Origin of the sequence: Nocardia transvalensis NBRC 15921 (assembly GCF_000308875.1) — a bacterium.
Lineage (GTDB): Bacteria > Actinomycetota > Actinomycetes > Mycobacteriales > Mycobacteriaceae > Nocardia > Nocardia transvalensis.
This window is the reverse complement of sequence record NZ_BAGL01000065.1, coordinates 16,041-39,379: the sequence shown is the minus strand read 5'-3', so window position 1 is coordinate 39,379 and position 23,339 is coordinate 16,041. Positions and strand designations below refer to the sequence as shown.

Annotated in this window: 20 protein-coding genes; 9 read left to right on the top strand and 11 right to left on the bottom strand. The window is 68.9% G+C overall.

Annotated features, from left to right (window positions below):
- The first annotated feature begins 74 nt into the window (after window positions 1-74).
- Entirely contained in the window at window positions 75-1,325 is a 1,251-nt protein-coding gene (gene trpB / locus ON41_RS24040) for a tryptophan synthase subunit beta (RefSeq protein ID WP_040750069.1), read from the top strand.
- 10 nt (window positions 1,326-1,335) lie between these two features.
- Window positions 1,336-2,406 (top strand): threonine aldolase family protein, encoded by a 1,071-nt coding sequence (locus ON41_RS24035; protein WP_040750068.1) that lies wholly within the window; start codon window positions 1,336-1,338, stop codon window positions 2,404-2,406.
- 81 nt (window positions 2,407-2,487) lie between these two features.
- Here the strand turns inward: ON41_RS24035 and ON41_RS24030 are convergent, their stop codons facing one another.
- Both ON41_RS24030 and ON41_RS39310 read right to left on the bottom strand, forming a co-directional pair.
- Window positions 2,488-3,273, bottom strand: a complete 786-nt coding sequence (locus tag ON41_RS24030) for a maleylpyruvate isomerase N-terminal domain-containing protein (RefSeq protein ID WP_040750013.1) — start codon at window positions 3,271-3,273, stop codon at window positions 2,488-2,490.
- A gap of 166 nt (window positions 3,274-3,439) precedes the next feature.
- A complete protein-coding gene (locus ON41_RS39310; protein ID WP_051162334.1) occupies window positions 3,440-3,838 on the bottom strand; it encodes a hypothetical protein in 399 nt (132 codons plus the stop codon).
- A gap of 168 nt (window positions 3,839-4,006) precedes the next feature.
- Here ON41_RS39310 and ON41_RS24020 point away from each other — a divergent pair, with 168 nt between their 5' ends.
- The 3 genes from ON41_RS24020 to ON41_RS24010 all read left to right on the top strand — a co-directional run bounded on the left by ON41_RS24020 (window position 4,007) and on the right by ON41_RS24010 (window position 7,019).
- Complete coding sequence (locus ON41_RS24020; protein ID WP_040750012.1) at window positions 4,007-4,810, top strand: DUF6319 family protein; 804 nt, start codon at window positions 4,007-4,009, stop codon at window positions 4,808-4,810.
- Between the two features lie 211 nt (window positions 4,811-5,021).
- Window positions 5,022-6,764 carry a sodium:solute symporter family protein gene (locus ON41_RS24015; protein WP_083905590.1) on the top strand — a complete coding sequence of 581 codons (1,743 nt, stop codon included), beginning with the start codon at window positions 5,022-5,024 and terminating at the stop codon, window positions 6,762-6,764.
- A gap of 12 nt (window positions 6,765-6,776) precedes the next feature.
- On the top strand, window positions 6,777-7,019 hold the full coding sequence (locus ON41_RS24010) for a membrane protein (RefSeq protein ID WP_040750010.1): 243 nt from the start codon (window positions 6,777-6,779) through the stop codon (window positions 7,017-7,019).
- Window positions 7,020-7,182: 163 nt separating this feature from the next.
- Here the strand turns inward: ON41_RS24010 and ON41_RS24005 are convergent, their stop codons facing one another.
- Window positions 7,183-7,752, bottom strand: a complete 570-nt coding sequence (locus ON41_RS24005; protein WP_040750009.1) for a TetR/AcrR family transcriptional regulator — start codon at window positions 7,750-7,752, stop codon at window positions 7,183-7,185.
- Window positions 7,753-7,786: 34 nt separating this feature from the next.
- Here ON41_RS24005 and ON41_RS40575 point away from each other — a divergent pair, with 34 nt between their 5' ends.
- Window positions 7,787-8,989 carry a DMT family transporter gene (locus ON41_RS40575; protein WP_083905589.1) on the top strand — a complete coding sequence of 401 codons (1,203 nt, stop codon included), beginning with the start codon at window positions 7,787-7,789 and terminating at the stop codon, window positions 8,987-8,989.
- Between the two features lie 868 nt (window positions 8,990-9,857).
- Here ON41_RS40575 and ON41_RS23990 read toward each other — a convergent pair.
- The 5 genes from ON41_RS23990 to ON41_RS23970 form a co-directional block, all read right to left on the bottom strand.
- Complete coding sequence (locus tag ON41_RS23990; protein ID WP_218003551.1) at window positions 9,858-11,012, bottom strand: HesA/MoeB/ThiF family protein; 1,155 nt, start codon at window positions 11,010-11,012, stop codon at window positions 9,858-9,860.
- A 316-nt stretch (window positions 11,013-11,328) separates the two neighbouring features.
- Window positions 11,329-12,792, bottom strand: coding sequence for a PepSY-associated TM helix domain-containing protein (locus ON41_RS23985; RefSeq protein WP_040750007.1), 1,464 nt, complete (start codon window positions 12,790-12,792; stop codon window positions 11,329-11,331).
- A gap of 278 nt (window positions 12,793-13,070) precedes the next feature.
- Window positions 13,071-13,655: a hypothetical protein gene (locus ON41_RS23980; protein WP_083905587.1), complete on the bottom strand. Its 585-nt coding sequence runs from the start codon at window positions 13,653-13,655 to the stop codon at window positions 13,071-13,073.
- A gap of 64 nt (window positions 13,656-13,719) precedes the next feature.
- Window positions 13,720-15,378, bottom strand: coding sequence for an acyl-CoA synthetase (locus tag ON41_RS23975; RefSeq protein ID WP_040750006.1), 1,659 nt, complete (start codon window positions 15,376-15,378; stop codon window positions 13,720-13,722).
- 143 nt (window positions 15,379-15,521) lie between these two features.
- Window positions 15,522-17,174 (bottom strand): acyl-CoA synthetase, encoded by a 1,653-nt coding sequence (locus ON41_RS23970; RefSeq protein WP_040750005.1) that lies wholly within the window; start codon window positions 17,172-17,174, stop codon window positions 15,522-15,524.
- 470 nt (window positions 17,175-17,644) lie between these two features.
- Between ON41_RS23970 and ON41_RS23965 the strand changes: the two genes are divergently transcribed.
- Window positions 17,645-19,033, top strand: coding sequence for a lipase family protein (locus ON41_RS23965; protein ID WP_246829596.1), 1,389 nt, complete (start codon window positions 17,645-17,647; stop codon window positions 19,031-19,033).
- 280 nt (window positions 19,034-19,313) lie between these two features.
- Window positions 19,314-19,661: a peptidase inhibitor family I36 protein gene (locus ON41_RS23960; RefSeq protein ID WP_157185606.1), complete on the top strand. Its 348-nt coding sequence runs from the start codon at window positions 19,314-19,316 to the stop codon at window positions 19,659-19,661.
- 21 nt (window positions 19,662-19,682) lie between these two features.
- Here the strand turns inward: ON41_RS23960 and ON41_RS23955 are convergent, their stop codons facing one another.
- Complete coding sequence (locus ON41_RS23955; RefSeq protein WP_051162331.1) at window positions 19,683-21,053, bottom strand: FAD-binding oxidoreductase; 1,371 nt, start codon at window positions 21,051-21,053, stop codon at window positions 19,683-19,685.
- 157 nt (window positions 21,054-21,210) lie between these two features.
- Between ON41_RS23955 and ON41_RS23950 the strand changes: the two genes are divergently transcribed.
- A complete protein-coding gene (locus ON41_RS23950) occupies window positions 21,211-21,843 on the top strand; it encodes a hypothetical protein (protein ID WP_040750062.1) in 633 nt (210 codons plus the stop codon).
- 23 nt (window positions 21,844-21,866) lie between these two features.
- On the opposite strand, the gene ON41_RS23945 is transcribed toward ON41_RS23950, so the two are convergent.
- On the bottom strand, window positions 21,867-22,601 hold the full coding sequence (locus tag ON41_RS23945; protein ID WP_040750002.1) for an SDR family NAD(P)-dependent oxidoreductase: 735 nt from the start codon (window positions 22,599-22,601) through the stop codon (window positions 21,867-21,869).
- A gap of 97 nt (window positions 22,602-22,698) precedes the next feature.
- Window positions 22,699-23,304 (bottom strand): TetR/AcrR family transcriptional regulator, encoded by a 606-nt coding sequence (locus ON41_RS23940; RefSeq protein ID WP_040750001.1) that lies wholly within the window; start codon window positions 23,302-23,304, stop codon window positions 22,699-22,701.
- Window positions 23,305-23,339 lie beyond the last annotated feature (35 nt).

Below are 23,339 nucleotides of genomic sequence, written 5' to 3'. Positions count from 1 at the left end.
TAGGTCTGGCGCAGCTTGCGCGAGTACGCAAGAGTGCTCGGTGGGGCGTACGGCAGTTAGGCGTGTTGGAACTGATGGTGGTTGATCACGGTGTGGCGCACGAGGCGTGCGGCCCCATCGATTTACCGGATGAGCAGGGACGGTTCGGACGGTTCGGCGGGCAGTACGTGCCCGAGGGACTGATGGCGGCGCTGGCCGAACTCGATACGGCATACCGTGTGGCGCAGGCGGATTCACGATTCACCGACGAACTCTCGGAATTGCTGAGCGATCGGGTCGGGCGCCCGACGCTGATGCACCGGGTGCCGCGCTTCGCGGAATCGCTGGGCGTGCCGGGCATCCGGGTCTATCTCAAACGCGAGGATATGACCCACACCGGCGCGCACAAGATCAACAATGCGCTGGGGCAGGCGCTGCTGGCCCGGCGGATGGGTAAGACCCGCATCGTCGCGGAGACGGGCGCGGGCCAGCACGGTGTCGCGGTCGCGACGGTGTGCGCGATGCTCGGGCTGACGTGCGTGGTCTACATGGGCGCGCACGATATGCGGCGGCAGTCGTCGAATGTCGTGCGCATGCAACTGCTCGGCGCGCAGGTGCGGCCGGTGCACACGGGGCGGCGGCGGCTCAAGGACGCGGTCAGCGAGTCCGTCCGGGACTGGGTCACCAATGTGGACAGCACGCACTACCTGTTCGGGACCACGGCCGGCCCCGCCCCGTATCCGCGGATCGTGCGCGATTTCCAGAAGGCGATCGGTGTCGAGGCCCGGTCCCAGATCCTGAAGTCCGAGGGCCGGTTACCCGATCGCGTACTCGCCTGCGTCGGGGGCGGCAGCAATGCCCTCGGCGTGTTCCATGCGTTCCTCGACGATCCGCAGGTCCGGCTGATCGGTGTCGAGGCGGCCGGGCGCGGGGTCGACACCGGCTGGCACGCGGCGACATTGAGCGCCGGGACGCCGGGGGAGATGGACGGCTCCTTCAGCTACCTGCTCCAGGACTCCGACGGCCAGATCGCCCGGACGCACAGCATCGCGGCGGGCCTGGACTATCCGGGCGTCGGGCCCGAACTCAGCCATCTCAAGGACAGCGGCCGGGTCGACTATCACGCCGTGACCGATGCGGGCGCGCTGCGCGGCATGCGCGCCCTCAGCCGCACCGAGGGCATCATTCCCGCGCTCGAATCCGCCCACGCCCTCGGCCATCTGCTCGAGCTGGCCGACCGCGGCGCACTGCCCGCGAATTCGGTCGCGCTGGTGTGCCTGTCCGGGCGCGGCGACAAGGATCTGGAGATCGCCGCGCGGCAGCTGGGCATCACGACCCCGCGCTAACGTGGGCCCGATGACCGACGCCATTCGCCGACACGACACGACCGTCCGGGCCTTCGCGAGCGACAACTGGGCCGGAATCCATCCCGAGGTGCTGGCCGCGCTGGCGCTGGCCAACGGCGGGCATCAGCCCTCCTACGGCGCCGACGACTACACCGCCGCGGTGCAGGGGGTCTTCGCCCGGCACTTCGGCGACGCGGCCGAGGTCTATCCGGTCTGTACGGGTACGGGCGCCAATGTCGTTGCGCTGCAAGCATTGCTGCCGCGCTGGGGCGCGGTCATCACGGCCGAGTCGGCGCACGTCAACTCCGACGAATGCGGCGCCGCGGAGAAGGTGGCCGGGATCAAGATCTATCCGGCGGTCGCCGCCGACGGCAAGCTCACGCCGGAACTCGTCGACAGCCAGGCGTGGGGCCGGGGCAACGAGCACCGCGCGCAGCCGCTGGCGATCTCCCTCACGCAGACCACCGAGATGGGCACGTGCTATTCGATCGATGAGATCCGCGCCCTCTGCGACCACGCCCACGCGCTGGGCATGCTGGTGCACATGGACGGCGCCCGGCTGTGCAATGCCGCCGCCACGCTCGGGTCGGGACTGCGCGAATTCACCACGGACGCGGGCGTCGACATGATCTCGTTCGGCGGCACCAAGAACGGCCTGATGCTCGGGGAGGCCGTGGTCGTGCTCGCGCCCGACCGCATCCACGACATCGCCTACCTGCGCATGCTGACCACCCAGCTGGCCTCCAAGATGCGCTTCCTGTCGATCCAGTTCGAGGCGCTGCTCGGCGGCGACCTATGGCTACGCAACGCCACGCACGCCAACGCCATGGCCACCCGCCTGGCCGAACGCGCCCGCGCCGTCGACGGCGTGACGATCGCCCGCCCCGTCCAGTCGAACGCCGTCTTCGCGATACTCCCGCCGGACGTCACCACCCGCCTGCGCCAACGCTTCCCGTTCCACGTGTGGGACGAGGACACCGGCGAGGTCCGCTGGATGTGCGCCTTCGACACCGGCCCCGAGCACGTCGACGCCTTCGCCGACGCCCTCGCCGAGGAGATGGCCGCCCACCCCCACCGATAACTTGCGCGTTCCCTCTCGTTCCCGGCACGCCGTCTCATTTCCCGGCACGCTTTTGGCCGGGATCACGGACCGATGGCTGGCTCACACCAGGTTGATGCAGTCCAACACTCGCGTCCCGAGTTCGCGGTCGCCCGTGACGGCGACCGCGCAGTCTCGCCAGGCGAGGCGGCGCGTGCCCCATTGCGGGAATTCCAGTGCGAGCGCCGCGATATGGGCCGCCGCGCCGGCGGCCGCGGCGGGACGGACGCGAATGCGCTTGCCGCGCCGGTCGATTCGCCAGGTGCCGCCGCCCGGCCCGGTGAGGGTGATCGCGACCGGGGCGTCCAGCCACCGCAGCGCCTCGGTGTGGGAACGCTCCAGCAGCGCCGTCAGCCAGTGCAGGACCGAGGCCATCCGCCGCGGATCGGTCGCCGGAACCGGCCGGTCCAGGGCGGGGGCGAGGTCGTGCCGGAGATGGGTGTGCCAGTCGAAGGTCAGCATGGCCGGTACGAGTTCCAGGGGATACCGGCCCAATTCGCCGAGCGGGACGCGAATCCCGTTGAGCCCCGGCATCGTGAGCAGAGTCAGCGCCGCGCAGCCGCGGCGGCTCCAGGTCGTGAAGTCCTCGACCACGTGCTTGGTCGTATGCGAGCGGCGGTCGTCGACCAGCCGCGTGTTCAGGCGTTCGATATCGCTCGTGGTCGCCACGGCGAGGGCGGTCGGCGTCGCCACGGCGCGGGCGGTGAGGGTCAGGTGGATCACGACATCGGCGACCGACCATCCCGGCGCCGCGCTCGGGGCCGCCAGATCGGCCACGCTCAGATCCGCGCAGAACTCGATCACCGACAGCCGCTCGTCGCGCAGCGCGGGCAGGTGGCGCGAACTCATCGGGGGGCGCCGATGGCCACCGAACTACTCATGAGAAGCGCAGGGTACCGGTTGCGAGTGTGATGCGCAGCACCCGACTCCCTTGACGCCATGAGAGAAGTTTACGCATATTACTTCACCGGAAGGGCCCTGCCGGTGGTCCGCCGCCTGGGATTCCGTAGCCCGCTCAGTGCGGTAGCGGGTACACCTGTGCGCCGCCGTCCTGTGCGGTGAGTTCGATGCGGCTGAACACGCCGGCCTCCGGTGCGGACAGGCGCACGATCACGGGCGTCGATTGTTGCTGCCCCGATGCGCAATTGGGTGTGCAGGTATTGAAATGCTCGGTCCCCGAACCGTGTGCGGAGTCGGGGGCCCAGCTCTCCCACGCGATGTCCGCGACCGCCAGATTGCCGTCGGCGCATGTGACGGTGATCTGCGCGGGTTCGGTCAGCAGTTGCGACGCGCAGTCTTTCACGTGCGCGGAGGCGGCGCCGGTGGGCGGTGAGTGCTCGGTGGCGGCCGGGTCTCCGGCGCATCCGGCGGCGGCAATCGCGGCAAGTGTCACCGCGCGGTGAAGCGAGCGCATACGATTCTCCAGGGTGGTCGGGATCGGCGGGCCGGAGCGAATCCGAATGTAGCTCAGGATTAGCTCGTCTGTGTGACGGGTTGTCGTTCCGGCGCACGATGTGGACTTGTCGGTGCTATGGGGCATGCTCTTGGCACGCAGATGTCAACGAACCGCCCGGAGAACACCATGTCGTCCCGTCGAACCAAGCCGCAACCCTTGTCCGACACCGAGATTCGGCAGATCGCCGCGGACATCGCGGACGATCGGCCGCCGATGGTGTGGTTCACCGCCGACGCGGTGGGCGTGCCGGAGGGCCGCTCCGGCAAGGTCGTCGCACTCGGAGATCCCGCCGAGGGCGACTTCCTACAGGTGCGGCCCACCGGCTCCAAGGATGTGCTGTCGTTCTCGCCGACCGAGGTGACGCTGGCCAAACCGGCCCGCCGCACCCCGGCCGCGAAACCGGCAGAGGCACCGCAGACCGCCAAGAAGACAACGGCAACCAGGAAGGACACCGCAGTGAGCATGCCGTCGACCGCGACCCCGTCGCCGACGCCACCCAGCCCGGCCCCGGTGCAGTCCGCTGTCGCAGGGCAGAATCCCTCTGCTCCGGCCGCGCCCAAACCGGCTCCCGATCCGTCGGCGCCCAAGCCCGCGGCCAAACAGGGCCAGGGCACGCCGCGCCCGGCGGCCCAGAAGAGCGCCGCGTCCGCGGCCCGCAAGTCCAAGGCCCCGGAGGTGACGGTCACGTTGTCCGGCACCGCCGAGGGCGAGTGGACCATCGACGTGGTGCAGGGCAAGAAGCGCACCACCCGCGGCCTCACGGTGCCCGGCGCGACGGTGGCCCAGGCCGCCAAGATCCTGCACCCGGAGGTCTCCGAGGTGGTCGACTCGGTCCTCGAGTCGGTCCGAAGCTCCCAGCGCGCCAAGGTGGAACAGTTGCAGGCCGAGTTGGATCAGGCCCGCCGCCTGCTGGACGATCTGGCGGGCTGAGGCCCCCGCACAACGGCACTCTCCACCCCCGGCGTGACGGTCGGCGACCATCGCCGCGTCGTTCCGGGGGTGTAGTGCGTTGCCGACAGTCATAGCAATACGACACAGCTCGCCTTCGTCACTGGTTCTGCCCCTGTGAGCGCTAACAACCGGATAGGATCCGGATTCGGCCGATTAGGTCGTCCGGTGATCCCATCGACAGGAGAGCTTTATGCCGCCCGCTGCTGAGTCGCCAGGAGTAATCGATTCGGTGTTGGCAGGGAGTCCCGCGCACTCGGTGTTAGCCGAGGGCACCCAGCTCCGCCTGGACGCCGCACCCGTCGATTACATACTGGTCGCACTGTATTTCGTCTTCGTCCTCGGCATCGGTCTACTCGCACGGCAACGCGTGTCGTCGAGTATCGACTTCTTCCTCTCCGGCCGTTCGCTGCCGGCCTGGGTGACCGGCCTGGCGTTCATCTCCGCCAACCTCGGCGCGGTCGAGATCATGGGCATGTCGGCCAACGGCGCCCAGTACGGCATGCCGACCATGCACTACTTCTGGATCGGCGCGGTGCCGGCCATGCTGTTCCTCGGCGTGGTGATGATGCCGTTCTACTACGGCTCCAAGGTGCGCAGCGTGCCCGAGTTCATGCGCCGGCGCTTCGGCACCGGGGCACACCTCGTGAACGCCATCAGCTTCGCGCTGGCCCAGGTGCTCATCGCGGGTGTGAACCTGTACCTGCTGGGCTCGATCCTGAACGTGCTGCTCGGCTGGCCGCTGTGGGTCTCGATCATCGTGGCCGCCGTCATCGTGCTCTCGTACATCACCCTCGGCGGCCTGTCGGCGGCGATCTACAACGAGGTGCTGCAGTTCTTCGTCATCGTGGCCGCGCTGCTGCCGCTGACCCTGGTCGGCCTGCACCGCATCGGCGGCGTGAGCGGGCTGAAGGACAAGGTGCTCGGGCAGCCGGACGGCGTGGAGCAGTGGCACTCCTGGCCCGGTAACGAGCTCAGCGGATTCGGCAACAACTTCCTGTCCGTCGTCGGCATCGTGTTCGGCCTGGGCTTCGTGCTGTCGTTCGGCTACTGGACGACCAACTTCGTCGAGGTGCAGCGCGCGCTGGCCACGCATTCGATCTCCGCGGCCCGGCGCACGCCGATCATCGGCGCGTTCCCGAAGATGTTCATCCCGTTCATCGTCGTGATCCCCGGCATGATCGCCGCGATCCTGGTCCCGCAGATCGCCGATCTCAAGGCCACCGGCAGCGGCGACGCCACCTACAACCAGGCGCTGCTGTATCTGATGAAGGCGGTGCTGCCGAACGGCCTACTCGGCGTGGGGCTCGCGGGCCTGCTCGCCGCGTTCATGGCCGGTATGGCCGCGAACATCTCGGCGTTCAACACGGTCTTCAGCTACGACCTGTGGCAGCAGTACGTGAAGAAGGACAAGCCGGACGGGTACTACCTGACCGTCGGGCGGCTGGCCACGGTCGGCGCCACCGTGATCGCGATCGGCACCGCGTTCATCGCGGGCAACTTCTCGAACATGATGGACTATCTGCAGACGCTGTTCAGCTTCTTCAACGCGCCGCTGTTCGCGACGTTCATCCTCGGCATGTTCTGGAAGAAGATGACGCCCACGGCCGGTTGGGTCGGCCTGGTGTTCGGCACGCTGTCGGCGGTGGTGGTCTTCATCCTGCACCAGACCGACGTCTTCCACCTGTCCGGTCAGGGATCGAGCTTCCTCGCCGCCGGCGTGGCGTTCGTGGTCGACATCGTGCTGAGCATCATCGTCACGCAGGTGACCACGCCGAAGCCCGCGGCCGAACTGGTCGGGCTGGTGTACTCGGAGACGCCCAAGGAACAGCTCAACGATCCGGACGCGGATTCGCTGCCCTGGTACCAGCGCCCCGTGCTGCTGGCCGGTATCGCGCTGGTGCTCGTGATCATCCTGAACATCATTGTCCGATAAGGAAGTGACGCAATGCTTTTCGACATCCGAACGATCGTCGGGTCGCTGATCGGCGTCTACGGCGTCATCCTGGTGATCACCGGCCTGGTGAGCAATTCCGACAGTGATCTCGCCCGCTCCGGCGGCTGGAACACCAACCTGTGGGCGGGGATCGGCATGATCGTCGTCTCCGTCCTCTTCCTCGCCTGGGCCTTCCTGCGCCCGGTCAAGGAACTGGTGCACAAGAGCGACCAGTCTCCCGGCGGCACCGACTAGGAAAACCTGGACGCGCCCCGATGGAGGGAACTTCGGACGCGGCCTGATGAGGGGAGCCCCGCCCGGCACAGCCGGGCGGGGCTCGGTCGTTTCCGTCTCAGGGTCTTCTCCCGCCTGTCTCAGCGTCCTTCTCTGCCCTGCCTCAACGTCTTCCTGCCCTGCCTCACTCGAACAGGGCGAGCGCCGCATCCCGGGCGTGCTCGATCGGGTCCGGGGTGATCCCCATGCCGTAGCAGACCAGCGCGCCCTCGTGGAGCAGCGTCACGGTGTCGGCGACCGAGCCGGGATCGGCCGTTCCGGCCTGGTCGGCGAGTGATCGGAACAGGTCGCGCATCCACTGCTTCTGGGCCACGGTCACCGCGTGGCCGGGATGGTCCGGCGGCAGATCGGCGTGCGCCCGGACCATGCTGCATCCCTTCGCGCTGTGGGTGCGCATCCATTCGCCGGAGGCGTCGAATACCGCGCGCAGCCTGGTCCGAGGGTCGTCGGGGAGGCCGGACAGCCGCTGCCGCAACGACTCTCGCCACGCGTCGTCGCGGGCGGTGAGGTACTCGACCACCAGGCGCTCCTTCGATCCGAATCGGTCGTAGAGCGTGCGCTTGGTGACGCCCGATTCCGCCGCGATCCGGTCCACGCCGACGGCCGTGATGCCGTTGTCGTAGAACAGCCGCGACGCGGTGTCGAGAATCCGCCGCGCCCGGGGCGTCCACTCGATCGGCGCTGTCGTGTCCATGACGTCGACTATACAGATCTGTATAGTCGGGCTGATGACTATACAGATCGGTAAAGTTACTCGGCGTCGAGCGCTGATGATCGTGCTCTCGGTGCTGTTCGTGGCGTGCTGGAGTTCCGGATTCATCGGCGCCAAGCTCGGCGGGGCGCAGGCGCCGGTCACCACGGTGCTCCTGTGGCGGTTCCTCCCGCTGGCCCTGCTGCTGATCCCGGTGGCCGTGCGGGCGGGCGGTCCGCGTTCGCTCGGCCGGACCGTCGTCGTCGGCCTGCTGTCGCAGACGGGATACCTGACGACGGTCTACTGGGCCGTCGACCTCGGGGTGAACACCGGGACCACCGCGCTCATCGACGGCGTGCAGCCGCTGGTGGCCGCCGCGCTGGTCGGGCCGCTGCTGGGGGTGGTCGTCACGGCCCGGCAATGGGCGGGACTGGTCCTCGGCCTGGCCGGGGTCGTGCTGGTGACGGCCTCCGACGCCGTCGCGGCGGCGGATGTGCGGTGGTGGGCCTATCCGATCCCGCTGCTCGGCATGCTCGCCCTGATCGCTGCCACCGTCGTGCAACGCCGCATCACCACGCCGCCGCCGATGATCACAAGCCTCGCGGTGCACTGCGGCGCCAGCGCCACGATATTCACCGTCGCCGCGCTGCTGACCGGAACCGCGACCCCGCCCGCGTCCCCCGGCTTCTGGTTGGCGACGGCGTGGCTGATCGTCTTCGCCACCCTCGGCGGCTACGGCCTCTACTGGTACCTGCTGGCGAATCTCGGTGTCACGCGGGTCAATTCGCTGATGTTCCTGATGGCCCCCACGACCGCCGTCTGGGGCGCGCTGATGTTCGGCGAATCGTTCACGCCGGTCACCGCGGCCGGCCTGGCGATCGGCACCGCCGCCGTGGTGGTCGTGAACGCGTCCGCGGGCCGCCCGGAGCGGTCACGATCCCGCGCGCCGTCGCCGCCACCAGGTGACGGCCCACAGCATGTGGACGCCGCCGAGGACGGCGACGACCACGGCACCGTCGAGTCGCGCTGTCATCGGATGCCCCGGGCCGAGTTCGCCCACCGCCCGGGCGATCAGCGCCAGATCCGCCGGGAGGGTGAGGGTCGCGAGCGCGGTCAGGCACACTGCCGTGCCGGCCACGAGAACCACGCTGTAGACGCGGACGGCCCGGCGTTCGTGCGCCGGCAGGTCGCGGCTGGGGTCGTCGGACGTCCGGCCCCGCGCGGTCACGGCCCGCCGTAGCCGGTGCCAGGTGTACCGCGCATAGGCCCGTCCGTCGCCGAACAGATCGCGGCACGCCATCAGGTCCTGGAGCACGAAGTAGAGGTCGGTGCGCATGAACACCATGAACTGGAACGGCAACGGCAGCAGCGCGATCAGCAGCCCGGCCGCCAGCATCCGATGCGCCGTGCTCGCCGCATCGGTGACCGCCAGCAGCAGCACCGTGACCGCGGCGGTCGAGAGGTTCACCGCCATACCGGCGAGGTAGGCGGTCAGCCGATGGCGGCGCGGGGCGAGTTCGATTCCGCTGATATCGGTTTCGGCCACGAGGAACTGCAGCCGGGTGCCGAGCCGGATCCGCGCGTGCACGCCCGTGGCCCGCGCGATGACGAAATGCCCCAGCTCGTGGGCGAATACGAGCGACCACCCCGCGACGGCGGACAGCACCAGGACCAGGCTGCCGTGCGGACTCCACAGCAGATCCCGGGCGCCCGGCAGCAGTTCCGGCCGCGCGACCAGAACCGCGATCGCCGCCAGCATCAGGCCGCAGAACAGCACCGGCAGTGCGGGACTCAGCGCGAACCGGAGATGTTCGGGGCGCACGCGCGCGAATGTCGCGGGCAGCGGCCGCTCGCCCGGCACGGGACGGCCGTCGACCTCGGCCACGAAGCCCAGCGCCACCAGATCCTCGGCGAAGGATCGGATGTCGAAGGCGCGGTTCATTCGCTGCGTGGTCTGCTCGACGGTGAGTCCCTGCCCGAGGAGATCGAGTGCGGTGACACCCGCGTCGGGCAGCGCGACGAACCGCCGGGTGTCGAACCGGCCGACCAGCCATTCGCCGTTGTCCGGCCGCTTCGCCAAGTCGTGCAGGCGAATCCGGCTCGCGGGCTCAAGCCGTGGCATCGCCGGGACCCGCGGCGTCACCGCAGATCGGGCAGTCCGGTCGCGGCGGATAGCGTTCGATGATCGACTCGCCGGGCACCGCGAGATTCATGCCGAGCCGGAAGCCGGGCTCGACCGGCGGCGCGTCCGTGAGGACGGCCAGCGCGAGGTAGGTCACCAGGTTGCCGGTGATCCCGGCGGTGACGGCGTTGGCGGGATTCCACGGGAGCCGAGGCTGGAGACCGTCCTGCGGCACACCGGCGGGCAGCCGGGTATCGGCCTGCTCCACCTCCTGATCGTGCAGGCATTCCCAGCACGCGCCGCGGCCGGGAACATGCACACACGCCGAGACGAGCGGACCGTGATAGCCGCCGGTCACCCAGGGCACGGCGGCACGCGCGCAGGCCCGGTTCGCCCATCGGCGAATTGCCCGGGGCTGGTCGGCGCCGCAGACGAGCAGGTCGTATCCGGGCCGCAGCAATTCGATGATGTCGCCGGTATCGCCGACGCGCAGTTGCTCGCCGGTGATGCCGACATCGGAGTTGAGCGCCCGCAGATGGCCGAGGGCGGCGTCGACCTTGGGCCTGCCGAGATCGTCCTCGCGATAGAGGATCTGGCGATTGAGGTTCGACAGCTCGACGGTGTCGTCGTCGACACAGTGCAGCTGCCCGACCCCGGAGGCGACGAGTCCCTGCGCGACCGTCCCGCCGACACCGCCGACGCCGATCAGCAGGACGCGAGACCGGCTCAGCCCGACCTGAATATCCCACGGGCTGCGGCGCGGGCTGCGGTCGATCCAGTTCAGCAAGGCGGCGCCGCGGGAATAGCGTTCACGATGCCGCGCGGGCAGTTGTTCCGGTATCGCGACATCCGCGTCCTCGAGGAATCCCGCCTCGAGCAATTGCCTTGTCGCACCGACGATCTCGGATTCGGTCACCGTCGGGTGGGCCGAGATCACCGTCGCGGTGGCCTCGGCCAAGGATCGGGTGCCGTCCAAAGCGCCGAGTAACGTCCACACCCACCCGCCCGCATCCTCGATCTCCACGCCGATTCCGGCGACGGTGGCACCGAGCCGGACGTTGCCGTCGATCGTGCGGTAGACGGCGTGCTGCGGTTTGATCCGCGGCCGCAGCAGGTCCGAGACGAGGACCGGCGGGTTCACTCGGGTGGCCTCTAGGTGGCGCCGGAGGCGGAGTCGCCCGTGGTTTCCTTCTTGTCCAGCAGGCGGATGCGAATGGCGGCGGGTTCGGTTGCGGGCGGCTCCGTGGCGGCCTTGTTCTCGGTCTCCGACATGGCCGTACTCCTTCGTCCACGTTCGTTGTGTACCGAGACCAGATGTACAGCATTCGCCCGGATTTCTATATCCTCGGCATTCACCAGCGCTGGGTGGCCGGTCGTTCCGGGCAGGGTGCGGTCGGCCCCCTCATACCTAAGCCGACCACACCCGGACCGTTGATTTCGTCGAGACCTTCGTGCGATCAGGCGGTCGCGCGCCGGCGCTGGATCAGGCCCACCGTCACGTCGACAGCGAGGAAGGCGAGCAGGCTGATGCCGATCAGCGGCGCGAACCAGCCGATCACCGCGGCGGCGACCGGCATCGCCACCACGAGATACAGCGGAGCGCGGCGCAGGACGCCCCGGCTCGGGGCCTTGCCGAACGCCCGGCCGCCCGGCCGCGTGGGACGGCGCTGCCACCACATCAGGTAGCCGCGCACGATCACGGTGATCAGCGCGAGCATCGTTGCCAGCAGCAGCAATTGGTTGGCGAGACCGAACAGCAGGCCCATGTGCAACTGGATGCCCCAGTTGGCGAGCTTCGCCATGAGCGGCCAATCGTCGTACCGCAGTACGTCGATCACATCGCCGGTGCGCCCGTCCACCGAGATCGAATCCTGGGTGTAGACGCCCGACAGCCGGCGCTCCTGTGCGACGAACGCGGTGCCCTCCTCGGCCGGGATGCCGATCTCCAGCGGCCCGTCGAGCCCGTGCCCGCGCGCGACCGCGTACACCTTGTCGACCTGCGCGGCCTTGTCCGCTGGGACCGGTGCGCCCATCTGGTGGCCGCTGTGTTCGGCGTGCTCACCGCCCATCGGAGCGGTCGGGGCGGCGCCCGGCAGCGTGGCGCCGACGGACGGTTTCGTCCAGCTCAACTGCTCGCGCAGCTTCTCGACATGGTCACCGGCGTACGTCGACCACGTCATCCCGGTGGCGGACAGGAACAGCAGCGGCACGAGAATCCAGACACCCACGGACGCATGCCAATTCATCGTCCGCTGCCGGCCGGAGCGGGAACGGTCGGGCCGCAGCAGCCAGCCCGCCGACCGCCGGTCCCGGCGCGACCGCACCCGCCGGATCCACACCGCCAGCCCGGCGAGGGCGACGATCCACATCCACGACGCGGCCATCTCGCTGTAGAGCCGCCCGGTCTCGCCCAGATGCAGATTCCGGTGCAGCACATCGATCCAGGTGCGCAGCGGCAGCGCGCTCGAACTGCCGTAGACCACGCTCGTGCCGACCGGTTCGGCCGTCGCGGGATCGATGAACACCGCGCGCCGCTCGGATTCGCCGAGCGAGGGATCGGTGAAGATCACGCGCGTGGTATCCCCGTGGTTCTGCGCCGGCATGACCGCGTTCAACGCCAGCCCCGGCTGCCGCGCGACGCCCGCCGCGATCTGCTCGGCCAGCGGCCGGTCCGGCCCGGCCGAATCCACATGCAGCAGATCGCGATTCACGATCGACTCCAGGGTGGGGGAGACCGCGTACAACGCCCCGGTGACCGCCGCGATCAGAATGAACGGCGCGACGAATACACCCGCGTAGAAATGCAACCGCATGGCGAGCGCGGCGAACCCCCCGCGTCGCACGGAAGGGGAATTACCGGACGGCTCCGGCGGCGGTTGCGGCGACTCCACACCGGCAACCGGACTATCGGTGACACTCAAGAAAACACTCCTGTTCGAGGGACACCCGTCGCCCACCCACGCAGGCACCGACCACCGGCAGATCATCGATGCCCCCACACCAGCCACCATCCGGCCTTCGTTCGACTTGGCGCGCCCTACTTCGTTATCCCGGCACGCTTTTGGCCGGGATCACTATCGGCAGGAGTGGATTCCGGCCAAAAGCGTGCCGGAAAAAAAGGGGGTGGGGTGGGTGGTTTTGTTGCGCAAGGCAGTGTTCCCGCGCGAAAAGTGTTCGCGCAGACGGGTGTTGTGGAAATTCAGACTCGAACAGGCTGGGGTGGGCCGCGGGTGCGGAAGGTGTCCGCGGCGAAGACACGGAGAATGACGCGGCTGCGGTGGGTGGTCCGCAGCAGCGGAGGCCCCGCGACGGCCGGTGAGCGCAGCAGCGCGGGCAGCGCCCGGGCCAGTATGCCCGTCACCACCCGGTACGCGGCCTCGGCCGCGCGGATCACCAGCGCGGCGCAGACCGCGGCCACGATGTGGGCGAGGAGCATGGCGGGCGACCAGACCGACTCGCCGTGGTGCATCCCCGCCATCCCGAACGACAGCACGGCATGGCCGAGCAGTTGCCCGCCGACCAGCGCGCCGGCCAGCCCGGCCAGCGTGTGGCGCAGCGGACCGACCCCGGCGACCAGCGCGCCCACCGCCGTACAGGCGACAACCAGCAGCGCGGCGGTGGTGGTGTCGAGCGACATCCCGCCCGAGGCCCAGCCGTGGGCCGCGATCGACAGCGCGCCGGAGACGGCTCCGGCCGATGCCCCGCGCACCCGCGCGACCGCGGTGCGGCGCGTGCGCGCCACCGCGGCGTCGCGGGCCGGGGCTCGGCCGGAGTCGATGAGCACCGGCTGATAATACCGGACGAATTACCGCTGATTACCAGCCCGAGCAGGGCACTCCCGCGCGGAACTACTCCGCGGCCGGATCCATCTCCATCAGCGGCTTGCGCAGCAGCTTGCCCGTCGCGTTGCGCGGCAACTCGTCGAGGAAGATCACCTCGCGCGGCACCTTGTACCGGGCCAGGTTCGCCTTGACGAAGTCCTTGATCTCCTCGGCGCTGCGCGAGGACTCCGGACCCGGAACGACGATGGCGCGCAACCGCTTTCCGAACTCCCGGTCGTCGACGCCCACCACGGCCGCCTCCAGCACGTCGGGCCGGTTGGCGATCAGGTGCTCGACCTCCTGCGGGAAGACGTTCTCGCCGCCGGAGACGATCATGTCGTCGTCGCGGCCGTCGATGAACAGCAGGCCGTGCTCGTCGAAATGGCCGACGTCGCCCGAGGACATCATGCCGTCGACGGTCTCCTTGGTGCGCCCGTCGGTGTAGGCCTTGAACGAGTGCGCGTTCTCGATGAAGATCGTGCCGGTCACGTTCGGCGCGGTGATGCGCTTGCGGTCCTCGTCGTACAGCGCCAGCCGGATGCCCACGGGCGGGCGGCCCGCGGTGGTCGGCGCGATGCGCAGATCCTCCGGCGCGGCCACGGTGATCACCGCGCATTCGGTGGACCCGTACACGTTGTAGAGGACGTCGCCGAAGTAGTCGAGGGTGCGGGTGACCACGTCCGGCGGGATCGCCGATCCGGCGGCGAACAGCATCCGCAGCGACGACATGTCGTACTTCGCGAGCGTCTCGGCGGGCAGGTCGAGCATGCGCTGCAACATGGTCGGCACCACGACCAGCGAGCTGGCCTGGTACTTCGTGATGTTGGCGAGGGTGTTCTCGGGATCGAACCGGCGCTGCTGGAACACCATCCGGTTGCCGAGCGCCAGCCCCAGAGTGAACTGTGACAGGCCGGTCGCGTGGAAGATCGGCGCGGCCACCACCATGGTTCCGTTGCGCGGCAACGGAATCCGGTCCAGGAACTGCGCGGAGATGAACGGGCTGACCTTCTCGCGCGGCGCGCCCTTCGGTGTACCGGTGGTGCCCGAGGTCAGGATGATCATGCCGCCGGGCTTCTCGGGCGCGGGCACCGCGTCGGGCGACCGGTCCAGCCGCAGCGAGTCCAGCGTCGGAATCGAGGCGTCGACGCCGTCCTTCTCGTCCACCCAGGTGAGGATGCGCGGAATCTCCTCCGGGATCGCGCTCATCAGCTCGACGAATTCGCTGTCGTGCAGCACGGCCTTGACGTTCTCGCGGGCGGCGACGTCGGCGAACTGCGGCTTCGCGAATCCGGTGTTCATCAGCACCGCGCGCACGCCGAGCTTGCCCGTGGCGGCCAGGCTGAGCACCATGCCGCGGTGGTCGCGGGCCAGCACCGCCACCACGTCGCCCTGCGTCAGGCCGCGGGCGGCGAGGCCGCGGGCGACCTGGTTGGACTGGGCGTCGACCTCGGCGAAGGTCAGCTCACCGCGTTCGTCGACGATGGCGGGCGCGTGCGGGGTGGTCTTGGCCACGTGCATGATGACGCCCGCGAACGGGCCGTACTTGCCGACATTGAGCGCGGAGCTGAGGGCGTGATCGGGACGCAGCGGGTTGAACAGGCCGCGCTTGCGCATGGCATTGACGCTCAGGGCCATATCTCCGGCCTTGCGGAGGGCAGTGCTGACTGACGGAAGGACAGCTGACATAGGTACAACCTTCCGCGGATACCGCCGACGTGCTGGCGGACCGCAACATCGAGATCCAGTGCGCGCTAACCCTAGCAAGCAGCACAGATGGGTTGTGGTTCGTGTCTCTGTAACCGACAGTACGCCTATAACTGAGCGTCGATCTATTGTGTTATTTGATAATCGGCCAGCGCGCGACGCACCAGTTTTCCAGTCGTGTTGCGGGGGAGTTCGTCGAGGAAGACGATGTCGCGCGGCACCTTGTAGCGGGCGAGGGTGCCCTTCACGTAGGCCTTGATCTCCTCGGCGTCGGGTGTGACGCCGGACTCCGGCACGATGAACGCGCGCAGCCGCTTGCCGAACTCGACATCGTCGACGCCGATCACCGCGGCGTCGAAGACATCGGGCCGTTCCAGCAGCAGATTCTCGACCTCCTGCGGGAAGACGTTCTCGCCGCCGGAGACGATCATGTCGTCGTCGCGGCCGTCGACGAACAGCAGCCCGTGCTCGTCGAAGTGGCCGACGTCGCCCGAGGACATGTAGTCGCCGATGATCTGCTTGTGCCGGCCGTCGGTGTAGCCCTTGAACGGCGCGCCCGAGCGGATGAAGATGCGGCCGGTGACATGGGTGCCGCGGATGCGGTGGCCCTCGTCGTCGAACAGCACGACCTCGCAGGTGACCGGCGCGCGGCCCGCGGTGCCCGGCGCCAGCGCCAGATCCTGCGGTTGCGCGACGGTGGCCACCGCGCATTCGGTGGACCCGTAGAGGTTGTGCAGGACGTGGCCGAACGCCTCGGTGGCGCGCACGGTCAGCTCGGGGGACAGCGCCGAGCCCGCCAGCACGATGGCCTTCAGCGACGACAGGTCGTACTTCGCGCGGACGGCGGGATCGAGTTCGACCATGCGATGCAGCATGGTCGGCACCGCCACCAGCAACTCCACCTTGTGCTCGGCGATCTTGCGCAGTGTCGTCTCGGCGTCGAAGCGGCGGATGAGCACGACCTTGTTGCCCAGGCCCGCGGCGACCAGCCAGGTGGCCTGGCCGGTGCTGTGGAAGATGGGGGAGACGATCATCATCGTGCCCTGGCGCGGGAACGGGATGCGGTCGATCACCTGCACCGTCGACAGCGGTGAAACCTTGTCGCGCGGTGCGCCTTTCGGCAGTCCGGTGGTGCCGCTGGTGAGGATGATGAAACCGCCGCACTTCTGCGGCAGCGGCAGGGGCGTGCTGTCGTTGGCGGCGACGAGTTCATCGATCGACGTCGCGCCGTCGGGTAGTTCGTGCCCCTCGTCGACCCAGGTGAGGACGCGGGGCAGTTCCGGCGGGAGCGCGTCGAGCAGGCCGACGAATTCGCTGTCGTGCAGCACCGCCTTCACGTTCTCGCGCTCGCACACCTCGGCGAACTGCGGCTTGGCGAAGCCGGTGTTCATCAGCGCCAGGCGGGCGCCGAGCTTCCCGGCGGCCACCATCGCCAGCAACAGGCCGCGGTGGTCTCGGGCCAGGATCCCGATCACGGTGCCGGGCCCGACGCCCAGGCCGCGCAGCCCGCGGGCGAGCGCGGTCGACTGCTCGTCCAGCTCCCGGTAGGTCAGCGATCCCCGCTCGTCGACCGCCGCCACATTGCCGGGCCAGACCCGGGCGGCGTGGCGCACCATCGACGCCTGCGGCCCCAGAACCCGCGACTCCTTGATGGTCCGCAGCGTCTCCACCGGGTCGCGCGGGTTGGTGAAACCGCGCTCTCGCAGCACGTTCAGACCTCGGATGGCCTCCACCGTATGAGCCGTTCGCCGCTGCAACTCGGACAGGATCGAGACCATCCAGCACCTCCACGCGCCCAGCGTGCGACGCCGCACGCAACCATCCGTGTGTCTGGAAGGTAGCAGCAGGGTGTGACGTGGGATACGGAAATTCGGCCAAGTCGGGCGGCCGGGCGGCTCGGTCCTGGGCGGGATAGCGGCCGACCGGTTTGTCATGAGTCCCGACCGACCCCCTAGCCCGTCGTGAGGTTGCCTCGGATCGGCGTCCTAGGGGTGATCTGCGGGAGTGAGCGTGCCTACCATGAATTCGGCCGGACGGTGACGCCACCGCCCGGGCCACCGCATCGCCGGGGTGGCCGCACGATGCCGCCGGCGATGCGAAATACCTTCTGGGGCAGTCTGATCCGGACGTCGGCCGGTGCGCACCGCCCCGGTCCGCGCGTCCGCACCGATGCTCGACACCGCGTGCCAGGGGCGTCGGTGTCGTAGGTGAGTCTGTCCCAAGGTCGATCGAGTTGCGGGCGGTTGTCGTGAGAGTGCTACGCGCAATGGTGATGATGGTGCTCGCCGGTTGTCTGGCGCTGATGCAGTCGCCCGCGGCGACCGCCGACGACGGGCCGCCCACTCCGCTGTCGCAGCCCGCGCCCTGGCAGCAGTGGCTCGATCGCACCGTGCCGGCGCCCGCGCTGCCCGCCGCGTCGTCGCCTCCCACCGCCGATCTGCCCCCGGAGCAGTCGGCGCTGTGGCGGGCGGTGCTGCCGCCGCCGGCGGGCGATCCGATCTTCGACGCCTGGCCGGGCAATCTCGGTGATCTGAGTCCGGGCGATGTGGTCGAGTGGCGCGATGTGACGGCGACGGCCGCGCCGCTGGCGGCGGTTCCGATCCAGCGCGCTGTCCTACTGAAGTTCCGGTCGACCTCGGCCACCGGCGTGCCCTCGTTCGGCACCGCGACGCTGGTGATTCCGGCGGCCGCGTGGACCGGTCCCGGCGGGCGTCCGGTGCTGGTGAACGCGTTGCCGATCAATTCCCTCGGGCTGCGATGCACGCCCAGTTACGCGATGGCGCACGGTATCAACGACAAGTTCAACTCGGGCGATCTGTTTCCGCCCACGACGTGGTTCGGGCTGAGTCGCGGGTATGCGGTCCTGATTCCCGACCACGAGGGGCCGTGGATGGCCTATGCCGAGCCGACGGTGGCCGGGCATGTCGTGCTCGACGCGATCCGGGCCACCCGGGGCATCTCGCCGGCGGAGTTCGGGGACAGCCGGTTCGCGATAGGCGGGTACTCGGGCGGCGCGATCGCCTCGTACGCGACGGCGATGCTGCTCGACGAGTACGCGCCGGAGCTGGCGGGCTCCGTCGTCGGCGCGACGATGGGCGGCCTGGTCACCGACTATCGCGCGGTGGCGCACCAGTTCAACGGCAATATCGCTTCGGGCATCCTGCTGGCGGTCAGCCTGGCGATGTCGCGCGAACACCCCGAACTCCTGCGCTACATGAATCACCTCGCGCAATGGGTCGCGACCTCGCCGGTGAAGGACACCTGTGGCGACACCAACGGCCCCCTCGGCGTGACCGGCATCCCGATCGAGGTCGCGACCAACGCCGCCGCCCCGCTCGACACTCCCGACGCGGACGCGGTATTCCGCCACACCGACCTGTCCGGCCGCAAATCCGTTGTCCCGCTGTACATCTATCACGCGGCAACCGACATCTGGATTCCTCGCGAGGGCTCGGATGCCCTGTACGCCCGCCAGTGCGCCCTGGGCGTCCCCGCCGTCCGTCGCACGGTCCCCGGCGAACACGTCATCGGCCTCTTCTCCGGCTTCCCCGATGCCATCTCGTGGCTGGACGCCCGCCTGCAAGGCGCCCCGGCTCCCTCGGAATGCCCTCCTCCGCCCGCTCCGGCTCCTCGGTGAACGGAACGAGACCACAACGGGGCTCGCGTATTTCGTAGTTCGGACCATCGACGGGTGGCGCGCGCCTCTTGACATTTAGTCAGTTTCTCTGTCCATAATAGACAGAGCAGCTGACCAAATCGTGGTCACTGCCCATCGCGCATCGGCCCGTCACGAGGGGTCGGGCCGCTGGTGCGCGATCGCCATCCCCACCTCCTGGTGAAAGGGAACTTCAACGATGACGAATACGGGATTCTCTCCGCGACCGCGCCTTCGGATTCTCGGCAGGGTCGCCGGCGCTGTGCTGAGCATCGGCATCGCCGCTGGTGGCGCAGCGTTTTCGGCGGCGCCTGCGTCGGCCTTGTCGAGCTACGACTGCCCCGGCGGCACATTCTGCGGGTGGGACGGCCGCGACGGCGCCGGCAATATGATCGTCCAGGTCAACGCGAACTGCGTGCTCCACGACATCGGCAACGGCGGGGCGGGCGACCAATTGACCTCCTACTGGAACCGCACCCGCAAGACCGTGGGTCTGTACGACTGGATGGGCGATCACTGGCAACTGCTGGCCTCCGTCGCGGACAACAAGCGCGGCACCCTGCCACACGCCGCCGACAAGAAGACCGACGCGGTCCAGGTCTGCATCTGATCGCCGCCGGGGGCGAGAGCGCTATCGCCCCCGGACACACTTGTCGTACAGATCCGGGAAGCGGCCGGACGGGTCGTACGTGGCCTTCAAGGTGCGGAAAGTGTCGCCCCCGTACAGCTCCCAGAACTCCTCCTCGGGGTAGTGGGCTGTCGAGTACAGCGGTTTGCGGCCGCCTAGTTCGGTGATCTTGCGTTCGATGAGGCGGTTGTGGTGGTCGGGGGACTGGCCGGAGCGTCGGCGGACGGGAGCCCAGAAGCCGACGCTCACGAACAGGCGGCCGGGCTCGATCGGGTAGAGCGTCGCCGGGCGGCGCATGATGAAGGGGCACAACCAGACCGGGGAGATGCCGATCTCGCGGTCGAAGAACCTCAGGAATTCGGGAACGGTCTCGGCGGGCAGATCGGCATCCTGCAACACCCATTCCACGGGACGGCCCACCGCGGTGAGCGCCCGGTCCAGATACCCGCTCTGCCGCGCTCGCATCTGTAGCCGCCGGAAGGTCTCGGCGTTGCGATAGCGCTGCGGCCACAGCCACCGCACCACGCGGTTCTCCAGGCCGAACGCCTTCGATGTCCAGTACAGGTCGGTATCCCAGCGCCACAGGTAGTCCCGCGTGCTGAGGAAGTCCTCGGTGTGCGAGCGGACGGCGTGGTAGTAGACCCGCTGCCCGGTGTAGTCGGACAGGTAGGGCGCGGTGTTGGTGAAGGTGCCGAGGCTGAGCGTGACCTCGTCGGACCCGAAGTAGGTGCCGTCGACGAAATCGACCGTGCTGCCGTCGAATTCGCGCGTCTCGACGATCTTCAGCAGGGCCGCGACCCATTCGTCGGCCGATTCCAGGCGGACGTGCCGCAGGCGCACCAGCTGCTGCGCCGGTTGGAGATCGATCCGCAGCCGCAGGGCGTAGCCGAGGCACCCGTAGGAGTGCGGGAAGGCGTGGAACAGGGCGGCGTGCTCGTTGTCGGCGGTGGCGGTCACGAGGCGGCCGTCGCCGGTCAGGATCTCCATCTCGGTGACGCAGTCGTGCGGCAGACCCGCTCGGAACGAGGAGGATTCGGCGCCGGTGCCCACCACCGCGCCGCCGAGCGTGATGGTCTTGCAGTCCAGGACCAGCGGGGGAAGCGACTGCTGCGCGAGGGTGGCGTCGGCGATCGTCTCGTAGGTGGCCATGCCCTCGACCTCGGCGACGCGGGCGTGCGGGTCGACGGTCAGGACCCGGTCGAATCGCCGGACGTCCAGGCCGATTCCGCGCCGGCGGCGGGGACGCCACAGGTTGGAGGTGGGCTTGATGAGGTGCACCGGCTCGTCGGCGGGTAAGGCCTGGAATTCGGCGCGGAGGTCCGCGGCGTCGCGCCGGTGGCGGGCCAGTGCGATATCGGACGGTGTATCGGCCATGACTTCCCCACTCGCTGTTGCTGTTTCGGGCCGTATCGAACCTCGGATCCTCAGCATGACACGTGGCTACGACAACATCCGGCGGTTGCGTGTTACTGCCCGCCCGCGGTCGCCGGGTCGCGGACGCGCGGGCACGCCGGCACTTAGAGTGGGCGGCATGCGTATCGCGGTGTTGACGGTGCTCGCCCTCCTGGCGGCGGGGTGTTCGCTGACGAACGACAAGGAGCCCCATGCCGTCCAGGGCGCCCAGGCCGCCGCACCGTCCGCCGCCGCCCCGTTCGCCGCCGTCGACGCCTGGGTACAGGCCGCCGCCCCGGCCGACCCGGCGCGATTCGGCACCGTCACCAAGGACGGCAAGTCCACACCGCTGAAGGGCGACGTCTCGTTCACCAGCCCCAGCGGAAAAATCAAGTGCACCAGCGATTTCCGGGAGGGGTTGCAAGGGCTGAACTGCCTGGTGGATCTGAAGAATCCGCCGAAGCGTCCCGAGGGTGATTCGTTCGGCAATTGGGTCGGGAACTGGATCGACTACTCCGGCACGACCTTGACCGTCGGCTCCTTCCACGGCGACCCGGGTCCGTTCATCTACGGCTACGGCGCCGAGCTGCCGTACGGAAACCGCGTCGGCGTCAAGGATTACACCTGTCGTGTCGATGCCGACGGCCTCGTGTGCGTCGATGCCGCCGCGAAGTCCGCCGCCCGGATCAGCGACGCGGGCGTCGTCCCGTTCGGCTGTCTGCGGGAGCACGCCGACCCGAAAGTGAAGGCGGGGCAGTCCTTCCGCTGCTGAGCGGGCGAATGCGCCCGCGCGGCTCAGATCTGTGCGGAGCCGCCGTCCACGGCAAGCTCGGACCCGTTGACATAGCTGGACGCGTCCGAGGCGAGGAAGACAGCCGCCGCGGCGATCTCTTCGGGCTCGGCCAACCGGCCGAGCGGAACCGACGACCCGGCGGTGGCGACCGCCTCGGCCGTGATCAGGTCGACCAGACCCTGCGTGCGGGTACCGCCGGGGGAGAGCATGTTGATCCGGTATCGACGTGCCCCGGCGTCGTGGGCGAACCCGCGCACCAGGTTACGGAGCGCGGCCTTGGTCGCCCCGTACACGGGCAGGTACGGCTCGGGCCGTGCGGCGGCCGTGGATCCGGTGAGTATGATCGACGCCCCCGGCGAGAGCAGCGGCAATGCCTTCTGCACGGTGAACAGCGAGCCCTTGACGTTGGTGGTGAACATGGCGTCGAACTGCTCCTCGGTGATCTCACCCAGCGGTGCCACGATCCCGATCCCGGCGTTGGCGACCAGGACGTCGATCCGGCCCGCCTGCTCGGCGACGGTCGCATAGAGCGCGTCGAGATCCTCGAGCCTGCCCACGTCACAGCGGACCCCGGTCACCCCGGGACCGAGTTCGGCCTCGACCTCATCGAGCTGTGCCCGCCGACGGCCGGCGACGAACACCCGGGCGCCCTCGCCGAGGTACGCCCGCGCGATCGCCCGTCCGATGCCCGCGTTGCCCCCGGTCACGACCGCGACCTTGCCCTCCAGAATCTTCATGGCAGCTGCCCACTTCCCTGTTATTGACTGATCCGTCCATAACACATGATATGGACGGTTCGGTCAAGAACTTGGTCGGTGTTCTACCTCGCGCCACTCACTCCGGGACGGCTCGAGACCGGGGCAACAGACCGGTGAGCAGGGTCTCGGCGATGGTCGACAACGCAGCTGGATCCTGACCGACCCGGCCGAGGACGATCAGGCCGAGCTGACCCGCCAGCACCGCGTGGGCCGCGCCGTCGGGATCGACATCGGGCGCGATGTCGCCCTCGCGCTGCGCGCGCCGTATCGCATCGACCAGCACGGAAGTGGTCGCGGCGTAGCTGCGCCGAGCCTCCGCCGCCACCTCGGAGGTACTCATGGAGAGCTCCATCGCGGTATTGGCGAGCAAGCACCCCCGGCGGGCCTGTTCGCCGCCGGGATCACGGAGGGGTCCGGTCACGAAACCGCGAATCACATCGATCGCATGATCGGCCTGCTCCAGCCACGCACGCAACATCCGATCGTTGGCCTCGTCGTACTCGCGCAGCACCCGCAGGAACAAGCTCCGCTTGTCCCCGAACGCCCCGTACAGACTCCCCTTGCCCAGTCCGCTGACTGCCAGCAGATCCTCGAGCGACGTGCCCGCGTACCCCTTGTCCCAGAACGCCGCCTGCACGGCTGCCAGGACCCGCTCTTCATCGAACTGGCGTGGACGCGGCATGCCCCAAGGCTACCCATACTGGACCGCCCGGTCCA